At 43.2% G+C, this 8,993-nt stretch carries 9 protein-coding genes; 3 read left to right on the top strand and 6 right to left on the bottom strand.

The window, feature by feature from the left end; genetic code table 11:
* Both L4C33_RS16545 and L4C33_RS16540 read left to right on the top strand, forming a co-directional pair.
* On the top strand, window positions 1-485 hold a 485-nt coding region (locus L4C33_RS16545; protein WP_428813517.1), incomplete at its 5' end, for a 1-acyl-sn-glycerol-3-phosphate acyltransferase.
* Between the two features lie 89 nt (window positions 486-574).
* A complete protein-coding gene (locus L4C33_RS16540) occupies window positions 575-1,495 on the top strand; it encodes a YeiH family protein (RefSeq protein WP_428813518.1) in 921 nt (306 codons plus the stop codon).
* Window positions 1,496-1,556: 61 nt separating this feature from the next.
* Here the strand turns inward: L4C33_RS16540 and L4C33_RS16535 are convergent, their stop codons facing one another.
* Together L4C33_RS16535 and L4C33_RS16530 are read right to left on the bottom strand one after the other, a co-directional pair.
* Window positions 1,557-1,742: a hypothetical protein gene (locus tag L4C33_RS16535; protein WP_428813516.1), complete on the bottom strand. Its 186-nt coding sequence runs from the start codon at window positions 1,740-1,742 to the stop codon at window positions 1,557-1,559.
* A gap of 109 nt (window positions 1,743-1,851) precedes the next feature.
* Entirely contained in the window at window positions 1,852-2,733 is an 882-nt protein-coding gene (locus tag L4C33_RS16530) for a LysR substrate-binding domain-containing protein (RefSeq protein ID WP_428813515.1), read from the bottom strand.
* A 175-nt stretch (window positions 2,734-2,908) separates the two neighbouring features.
* Here L4C33_RS16530 and nagE point away from each other — a divergent pair, with 175 nt between their 5' ends.
* The gene (nagE, locus tag L4C33_RS16525; RefSeq protein ID WP_428813514.1) at window positions 2,909-4,378 is read left to right on the top strand and encodes an N-acetylglucosamine-specific PTS transporter subunit IIBC; all 1,470 of its coding nucleotides are present in this window, start codon (window positions 2,909-2,911) and stop codon (window positions 4,376-4,378) included.
* Between the two features lie 89 nt (window positions 4,379-4,467).
* Here nagE and menE read toward each other — a convergent pair whose 3' ends face one another.
* The 4 genes from menE to menH all read right to left on the bottom strand — a co-directional run bounded on the left by menE (window position 4,468) and on the right by menH (window position 8,829).
* Entirely contained in the window at window positions 4,468-5,973 is a 1,506-nt protein-coding gene (gene menE, locus L4C33_RS16520) for an o-succinylbenzoate--CoA ligase (RefSeq protein WP_428813513.1), read from the bottom strand.
* A gap of 33 nt (window positions 5,974-6,006) precedes the next feature.
* Window positions 6,007-6,996, bottom strand: a complete 990-nt coding sequence (gene menC / locus L4C33_RS16515) for an o-succinylbenzoate synthase (RefSeq protein ID WP_428813512.1) — start codon at window positions 6,994-6,996, stop codon at window positions 6,007-6,009.
* A gap of 125 nt (window positions 6,997-7,121) precedes the next feature.
* Entirely contained in the window at window positions 7,122-7,988 is an 867-nt protein-coding gene (gene menB, locus L4C33_RS16510) for a 1,4-dihydroxy-2-naphthoyl-CoA synthase (RefSeq protein ID WP_428813511.1), read from the bottom strand.
* Window positions 7,989-8,034: 46 nt separating this feature from the next.
* Window positions 8,035-8,829, bottom strand: a complete 795-nt coding sequence (gene menH / locus L4C33_RS16505) for a 2-succinyl-6-hydroxy-2,4-cyclohexadiene-1-carboxylate synthase (protein ID WP_428813510.1) — start codon at window positions 8,827-8,829, stop codon at window positions 8,035-8,037.
* Between the last annotated feature and the right edge of the window lie 164 nt (window positions 8,830-8,993).

Below are 8,993 nucleotides of genomic sequence, written 5' to 3'. Positions count from 1 at the left end.
GTTATATGGACGCGTTATTGTTAAGCGCAGTTTGCCCAAGGCTCATTCGATTCGTAATGGAAGAAGACTACGCCAACCTTCCACCGCTTCGAAGGTTCCTAAAAAGAGCAGGCGTCATTCCAATTTCGGCAACCAACCGTAAATCCATCAGACGTGCTTTTGACGAGGTCGAACAAGCCCTTTCGGAAGGGCACTTAGTTTGCATATTCCCTGAAGGAACTCTGACACCAGATGGTGAAGTTGGACCATTCATGCGTGGGCTAGACATAATAATCCGCCGCTCTGCTACGCCTGTTATCCCTATGTCGCTCAAAGGGCTATGGGGCAGCTACTTTAGTCGCTACAAAGGCAAAGCTTGCTCAGGGCTACCGAGCCGATTCTGGACAAGGTTAGAGATTGAAGCTGGTCCAGCAGTTCCCGCTGAAAAAGCATCTGCTGAGCACATGCACAGTGTTGTATCCAAACTTCGAGGAAACATGCGTTAAGTTTTTCTTAACGCATGTTCAAATCAATTAGACTTACTTAGCCGCAAGTAATTGGTAGGCTGAAAGTTAACATCACAAATAGAAGTATGATGAAATTCAAACAAGTCGCACCCTTTACACTCGCCATATTATTTTGCTTAACCCCTTGGGCTACTTCACCAACGGCGTTAGTTATTGGTTTTCTATTAGCTAGCCTAGGGCTGGTTCCGCTAGAAATACCTATTGCAAAACTTACAAAAAAATTGCTGGCATATTCTATTGTCGGCCTTGGCTTTGGTATTCAATTCCAACAAGCTTTAAGCGTTACTAGTGATGGTATCGGGCTTATCGTTACAACCATTATTGGCACATTATCTGTCGGTTGGCTGCTTGCTAAACGCATGGGATTAGACAAAACCACCGGCTATCTGATTTCCTCTGGTACTGCTATTTGTGGCGGTAGTGCCATTGCTGCGGTTGCCCCTGCAATCAAAGCCGACGATGAGCAGATAGGCTTGGCTCTAGCAACGGTATTTGTTCTTAACTCAATTGCTCTATTTATTTTCCCTGTCATCGGGCATGCCTTAGAGCTTGATCAACATACTTTTGGAACATGGGCCGCTATTGCTATTCATGATACTTCTTCCGTTGTCGGGGCGGCATCTGCCTATGGTGAAGAAGCACTCACAACCGCAACGACTCTAAAGTTAGCAAGAGCACTTTGGATCATTCCAATTGCCTTTATCAGTGCAATGATATTTAGAAATGAGCAGAAAAAAGTGACTATTCCTTACTTTATCGTTTTCTACTGTGCAGCCATATTTATTAGCGATGCAATACCGCAATTTGAAGCGATCTATAGTGGGATTTTTGATATATCAAAACGTGCACTTGTCGTGTGTTTATTCTTAATCGGTTGTGGGATTTCAGTCGATAAGCTAAAAAAGGCTGGCGCTAAGCCGTTGATCTTTGGGGTGTCTATGTGGGCGATGATATCGTCAGGTTCATTGGCGTGGTTAATGCTGGCCTAAACCGTAAGTGTCGTTTAAACCGCTTGGATGATTAGTCTATAGATAAAGTATTTGTCGCAGGTTAAGCTGATTTTGAAGGCTCTTCGTAGTTGATGGCTTTTTTGGAACTCACTACTTTTTTATGATCAATAACTAAAGCAGTAACAAGCAAGAAAGCCGTTAGCTCTGCTATCGCACGTGCTAACCCATCACTTTGTATTGCAACGGCAATTTGTATCACTACTGCGAGTACTAGCATAACTCTCATCACTCAACCTTTATTCACTATTCCATTAGAATTAGGTTTCATTATGAGTGATGGTTATAAGGATTATAAATTCAGTTTTGAACTAATTAATTTCTAAATTAACTAACTGCTACTCAACCTGCCCTTCAACCCAGTTAATGAAGGTTCTTATTTTTGGACGATTCTCCGTTCCTAATGGACACAACAAATCATAACTCGACGTTGTTTCCATGCACGGATAAGGGGTGACAAGTTCCCCAGATTCAATCTGTTCTTTCACGAAATGGTAACGCCCCATTGCAACTCCTAAGCCGTGGCTAGCTCCAAGGAATCCCATTTCTCTATGGCTCACACAATAGAAGTGTTTAAAAATATCCACGTCTAAATTCATATGGACCATCCAACGCTGCCAAGCATCAGAGCCAAGTGCATGAATAAAGTTAATTCGCTTTAAAGACTCCAATCCATCTTCGTAGATACGTAATTGCTTGGCGTATTGTGGCGTACATATTGGAATGTACTGCTCCCCAAATAGTCGTTGACGATAAACATTGGTTTGTTGCTCTGTGCCAAAGTATACCGCTATATCGATATTATTATGGTGAAAGTCCTGCTGCTCCATATAGCCAAAAATATTGACGTTGAAGTTCGGGTACTTCGCTTTAAAGTCTGCCAACCTAGGTAATAACCACCCATTAGTAAAACCAGTCGACGCGGCGATATTAATTTCCCCAGTCATCTCCGACGCATTAATGTCATCAATTTCGGAAAAAATACTGTGAAGAGATTTAGATAATGTGGATTGAAACCGATAGCCTTCGCTGGTTAGCTCAAGCTTTCTTGTACCTCTAACAAAGAGGCTAAAGCCCAATTCATTTTCCAATACTTTAATTCGATGGCTAACCGCGCCTTGGGTCAAATGCAGCTCCTGAGCAGCTAAAGTAAAGCTCATATGTTTTGCCGCAACGTTAAATGTATGTAGATTTCGAAGTAATAATTGCTGGTTAGCCACATTTAAGTCCCATTAAAAATTTTAATTCATACTACTACCCAATTCGTTTGTTCGCATCGTTAAATAAGTTTCTAATCATTGCAGTTACTTAAATTTCTGCCCAGATCAATTTTTTGACTCAACCTTGATCCCAGCAGGCATTAAAAAAATTAATTAGAAAATCTTAGGGGCACACATGAATATACTTGGATATATGCAAAAGGTTGGTAAGGCACTGATGGTTCCAGTTGCTACATTACCGGCTGCAGCAATTCTTATGGGGGTCGGCTACTGGCTTGACCCTGTTGGCTGGGGTTCAGAGAACATCCTAGCGGCATTCTTAATTAAATCAGGCGCTGCAATTATCGATAACATGGCAGTACTCTTTGCTGTCGGTGTATCTTTTGGCCTTAGCCGTGACAAAAATGGTTCGGCTGCACTTTCTGGCTTTGTCATGTTCCTTGTTGTCACTACCCTACTCGCACCGGGTTCGGTAGCACAATTGATGGGAGTTGACGCGAGTGACGTTCCAGACGCATTCGGTAAGATAAGCAACCAGTTCATCGGTATTATTATCGGTATCATCTCAGCTGAGATCTACAACCGTTATTCAACCGTAGAGCTACCACAAGCACTAGCTTTCTTTAGCGGAAAACGCTTGGTTCCAATCCTAACCTCTATCGCAGGTATGGTTCTATCGTTTGCATTACTTTACATCTGGCCTGCTGTTTACGACGCACTGATCGTATTTGGCATTAAGCTTGAAAGCATGGGATCAGTTGGAGCAGGATTATTCGGCTTCTTTAACCGCTTATTCTTATCAGTTGGCATGCACCATGCCCTGTACCCTGTATTTTGGTTTGACGTTGTCGGTATTAACGATATCCCTAACTTCCTTGGTGGTGCTCAATCTATTGCGAACGGCACAGGTATCCCAGGTAAAACGGGTATGTACCAGGCAGGTTTCTTCCCTATCATGATGTTTGGTCTGCCGGCTGCTGCGCTTGCGATGTACCACTGTGCAGATGCGAAAAATAAAAACCAAGTCTTCGCGATTATGCTGGCTGCTGGTATGGCATCATTCTTCACTGGTATCACTGAGCCGCTAGAATTCAGCTTCATGTTCCTAGCCCCTGTACTTTACCTAGTACACGCAGTGCTTACGGGTATCTCGCTTTATATTGCAGCGAGTATGGAATGGATGGCAGGCTTTGGTTTCTCTGCAGGTTTGGTTGACTTCGTACTTTCAAGCCAGAACCCACTAGCAACAAACTGGTACATGCTGATACTTCAAGGATTTGTTTTCTTCGGTATTTACTACTCAGTATTCCGCTTCGCTATCATCAAGTTTGACCTAAAAACACCAGGTCGTGGTGAAGAAATGGAAAATGAGGAAGAGACTTCAAACACTCCAGAAGGCCTTAGTGAACTAGCGAACAACTACATCGAAGCTGTTGGCGGTGCAGATAATATTCTAGAAGTGGATAACTGTATTACGCGCCTACGCTTAAGCGTTAAAGACTCTTCTGTTGCTGATAGTGACAAACTGAAGAAGCTCGGTGCAGCAGGCGTTGTTCCGGTCGGAAAAGGTGGTCTTCAGGTTATCATCGGGCTTGGAAAAGTAGATAAAGTTGCAGAGCAAATGAAGAAAGCGCTCGCCAACTAAAAGAGCAGCAAAAAGTGGTGATTCACCATCACCACGCCCCCTTGAAGTGCAGTTTCGCCTAGTCACCGAGCCTGCACTTCTTCTTATTTTTACTCTTCTAATTTGTACTCGGTTAGCTTCTTCGTTAACCAATGCTTCAATGCAGAACGAGACACTTTTATACCACTGTTAAGAAGCTCTTCAGGCATTTGATAATAAGCAATCGGCCATTTGAATTTTTCTAGGCTTCCATCTAACCACTGTTCTAAGTTTTTCTGGTCACACTCAGCGCTCAGCTCATTTCTCGATTGAATAATCGCGACTGGCCTATGTCCAAATTCAGAGTCAGAAACCGGTACAATCATCGCTTGAATAATGTCTGGATGCCTATTCAATATCGCTTCAATCTCCTCACAGTGAATATTTTCGCCACCAGATATAAATTGATTATCAGCTCGCCCAATAATAGAAATTTGCTCGTTAACCCACACTCCAAGATCTTTACTATCAAACCAACCCGATTTATCGACTAAAGGGGTCACTTTTCCTTGGTAGTAATAACCCGACGCTAAGGTTTGTCCACCAATGAATATTCTTTTCTCTGAGATTTTCAGCGCTCGATGGTTAAGAACAAACCCAGCAGTATGATTGGAATCCACTTGCTTCGCGGTCACCGTTGACGCTGCTTCTGTCATCCCGTAACCAACCCATGTTTCAATCCCAAGCTTCTGAGCTTGTTTCGCTAATTGGATCGGGATGTGGCTACCACCTAGCAATACATGAGTTAAGGAAAGTGGCTGCTGGCTAATCAATAGTCTTTGTAACTGAGTAGCAACGAGAGAGGCGTGAGTACATCCCTCAACATCTTGACTTAGCAGGCCCGATCCAACCTTAATACAGCCACCAGCCACTAACCAACGGTGTAGTATCGCAAGACCAGAGACATGATAAATAGGTAAACTCAGCAACCAACGATCTTGTTGTGTGTAGTAAAAGACATCGAGAAGCCCTTTTGCTGAATACAGGTGTTGTTGCAAAGTGTGGGCAACGGCTTTTGGTGAACCTGTTGACCCTGAGGTAAAAACAATTGTCGCTAGTGTTTTCTCTGTAGTTTTTGTAGCTTCATCGCTCACATTAACCGATTTTGGGATAACACATTCCGAAGCCTCTATACCCTCTATTACTTCAGTGATTTTGGGGATAGACATTAGATCAGCATTACATCGCTCTACCTCAGAACCGCTATATTGGACGTCATCGAGCAACCACAGTTTGGCTTTCCCAGCTCCAAGCTTTTTATCAACTTCACCGTAAAGGGTTATTAGTTTATCAACTAAACGATTAATCGGCTGAGGCATTACGAAAGCGCAAATAATTCGAAGTCTTAACGCTGCCAAATAAACAACGATAGCTTCACTCTGATTTTTTCCAACAATAGTTAGAACATCACCTTCGGACAGACCTTGTCGAGAAAGGATCAAGGCATAATGTWCAATAAGGGTATTGAGTTGAGCCCAGCTATAACTGGCTTCTGTTGTAATGAGGGCGTATTGCTGGGGGCATTTTTGCGCCCACAACGCCCAAGGATAGGGTTCTTTAGTCAGTGAGCACATCATAAGGTAGCCAGTAAATTGATTGATAGGTTTAAACTAAGCAGCCCAAATAAGCTCTTGTTGTTCTAAGGTCGCTACGGGTAATTCGCTCCCAGGCCATGAGGTTTCTAATTGCTGTTTAAACAAACCAATCGTATCAAGCCCAGGTACTTCATTCGGCAGTTTCCACTGAGAAAGACGAGCTAGTTGATTCAAACCCAAACTGGTTTCAATACTGGAACTGATCACCGCTTGAATACCTAGCTGCTCAGCTTTTTCAATAAGGCCAATACACCTTTCTACTGATCCAATGAGCGTTGGCTTAATGACAATCGCCTTTGCGCCAGTTAAATCATTCAATGAGAAGTCCGAACGTTTCACTGCATGTTGAAGAGTTTCGTCCCATGCGATTGCTACACCAGTATCAATGGCAAATGACAAGCTGTCTCCCGGCTGTTGGCACGGCTCTTCTAAAAAGCTAATACGCTGACGCAAAGACGGAGCAACATACTTAATAAACTGCCTTGCTTTTTCAGGTTTCCACGCTCGGTTGGCGTCTAGTCGCAAATGCAAATCTGGGATAGATTCCAAGAACAGGCTCACTAACATACCATCACGAATCGCTTCATACAGGCCAACTTTTACCTTGGCGACTTTCTGCCCTTGCATCAGCTCTAACACAGGAATCAATTCATCTGGATCGCCTGTACATAACGGCGCTGCCTGGTAATTTCCTTGTTGCGGTAAACCGCCAGCAAGCTCCAACTGAGCCATAGAAAAACCAAAAGCAACAGAAGGGTACAGCTCTTTTTCAGGCGTTAAAGTTTGTTGATGTACCCAACGTTCAAGTTCAGCTTGAAGTTGAATACCAGCTTCTTCAACGGTCTCCAAACTAAAGCCAGTTAATGGGGAAACCTCCCCTCGCCCGACTTTACCTTCCTCTTTCAACTCAACGACATAACCAATACGTTCTGTCAGTTTTGTTTCACGAAGGATCACACCGCTATCCATTGGTAGACGGTAACGATAAAGTTTAGCTTGGCGCATAGTATTAACCTTGTGGCTGATGAGATTTTCTACAGAGAAGTCATGATAGGTACATCATAGACAAAGGGTCTTAAAGCAAACAAGGAGCAGGCGTCAACTGCTCCTTTTAAGTACTTTAGAAGTTCTTACGGATTACGGGGGAATTTATCGAAATCTGGACGACGCTTTTCGTTAAATGCGTTACGCCCTTCTTGGCCTTCTTCAGTCATGTAGAACATCATGGTCGCGTTACCGGCTAACTCTTGAAGACCCGCTTGACCATCACAGTCGGCGTTTAATGCTGCTTTTAGGCAACGTAGCGCCATTGGGCTATGTTGCAGTACTTCACGACACCATCGAACGGTTTCTTTCTCAAGCTCTTCAACAGGAACAACAGTGTTTACTAAACCCATATCCAATGCTTCTTGAGCGTCATAGAAACGGCATAAGAACCAAATTTCACGAGCTTTCTTCTGGCCAACGATACGAGCCATATAAGAAGCCCCCCACCCACCGTCGAATGAACCGACTTTAGGGCCAGTTTGACCAAATTGTGCGTTTTCAGCCGCGATTGTTAAATCTGCCATCATATGCAGAACGTGACCGCCACCGACAGCCCAACCGGAAACAGCCGCAATAACCGGTTTCGGACAGGTACGAATTTGGCGTTGGAAATCTAAAACATTAAGGTGGTGTGTGCCTGAGTCATCTTGGTAGCCACCGTAGTCACCGCGAATACTTTGGTCACCACCAGAGCAGAACGCTTTTTCACCCAGTCCTGTTAAAATGATCACGCCCACTCTTTCATCATAGCGAGCATCAGCTAATGCATTGATCATTTCTTTTACGGTTTGAGGGCGGAATGCATTGTGTACTTGAGGACGCGCGATGGTGATCTTTGCAATACCATCTTCTGATTTGTGATATTGAATATCTTCGTAATCGTTGCTGCAATCATTCCATTGTACTGCTGCGTAAAGTTCTTCTTCGGTGATGCCAACTGTTTTTGCCATGGTGATTCCCATTGTTCTCTTAGTTAGCCATGGTAAATACCATGGTCTAGACGTTACTTTGTTGCTTTATCACATCGCTAAATTGCTCAGGTTGTTCAAAATGAACGTTGTGCCCTGCAAAATCAACTTCGCTAAATTCAAAACCACTTAGTGTCGCTAGATCTATGAATTTCTGATCTTTTTTACCACAAACGTAATGAATTAAATGTTGATAAGCATTCAATGTAGCACGTAAATCTGGTTGTTTTGCTAACGAAGTAGATAACAACATATTTGCTACGGATACTCCAAGGTTACCACTACGCTTTAATACTAAAGTTTGTCTTTGCTCATGGTTTAGTGAAGAAAAAACACTTTGTTGATACCAATCGGACAAAACCTCATCAATTGGATGCTGAGCAAATCTAATTGCCCATTTAGTATCGTTGACTAAGCGCTGAGCTTTTTCTTCTTCTGTCTCTAAACCAAAGTTTCCGGCTTCAACCACCAGCTTAATCAGGTTCAAAGAATCAAAATAACCATGAGCTAGGCTATACATAGCAAGTCGGCCACCGAGAGAGTAACCCACAACGATAACAGGGTGCTGAGCTGACAAGTTAAGTAGCGACATTTGCTGTTCAACTGTGCGTTTAATCATTTTACAGCTTTCATCAAAGCCTTCTGTATCAACAAAACGACTCTCTCCATGCCCTGGGAGATCAATCATAATTTTATGGAAATTAGGGAGCAGATCAGCACATTCTTTCCAATCCTCACCAGTTCCCAGTAAACCATGTAAAAAAACCAATAATGGTGCTTGAGAATGCTCGGATACCGCTGGTTGTCGTATTGATGAAAGCATACAAAATCCTTAATTAAGCGTTTCCATTAACAAATGAGCGAACTGTTTCAGCTGAGAAGATGCTTGTTCAGGAGGTGTTTTGACTTCAATAAGCATCGCCCCCTTTCCACTTTCAAAATGGTTATCAATCGTCGATTGGTAGCAAGAGAGCGTTTCTGGCTGAC

It is taken from the genome of Vibrio makurazakiensis (genome assembly GCF_050337375.1).
Taxonomy (GTDB): domain Bacteria; phylum Pseudomonadota; class Gammaproteobacteria; order Enterobacterales; family Vibrionaceae; genus Vibrio; species Vibrio makurazakiensis.
This window is presented reverse-complemented; position numbering and strand designations above follow the sequence as displayed.